General features: G+C 47.0%; 1 pseudogene. It reads left to right on the top strand.

What is annotated here, in order from left to right:
* Positions 1 to 25 precede the first annotated feature (25 nt).
* A pseudogene (locus ODQ17_RS19270) lies at positions 26 to 232 on the top strand (inorganic diphosphatase); the annotation flags it as partial.
* Positions 233 to 525 lie beyond the last annotated feature (293 nt).

A 525-nucleotide genomic window follows, 5' to 3' on the forward strand; every position in this document is an offset into this window, starting at 1 on the left:
GAAATGATACGGTGGCGATCGGGACGAAAAAATTCTTTGTGTTCCCGCCAAAGATCCCCGCTACACCTACGTTAAATCCATCAATGACCTGGCTGGGCACCGCTTGGATGAAATTGCCGAGTTCTTCCGCTCCTACAAAAATTTGGAGAAAAAGGTGACAGAAATTCTGGGCTGGAAAGAAGTAGAAGCAGTGCTGACCTTGGTGGAAGAGTGCGTTAAGAACTACAAATAGTAGTTGGGGTGGAGCTAACTGAACCGGTAAATCCTCTAAATTTTGTTTGCCCCCGGACTTCTTAATTTGGGGGGCTATGGGCTCAAATCGAGGGTCTTCCCCTGGCCCTAAAGCCCCCCTCCTATTAGTTGATAGGGGCGATAAGACTTTTAAATATCTTCTTCAAACAAGGGTTTGGCTGGATTCTTGCCATTGCCTGGTGACCGACCCCGGACAAATTTGTTTAGAATTACTCTTGATCTCCAGAGGCTTAGCTAATTGCCATGCTTGTTAAATCCACTACCCGCCACGTC

The sequence above is a fragment of the Acinetobacter sp. IRS14 genome (assembly GCF_034650275.1).
In the GTDB taxonomy this organism is placed as follows: Bacteria; Pseudomonadota; Gammaproteobacteria; order Pseudomonadales; family Moraxellaceae; genus Acinetobacter; species Acinetobacter oleivorans.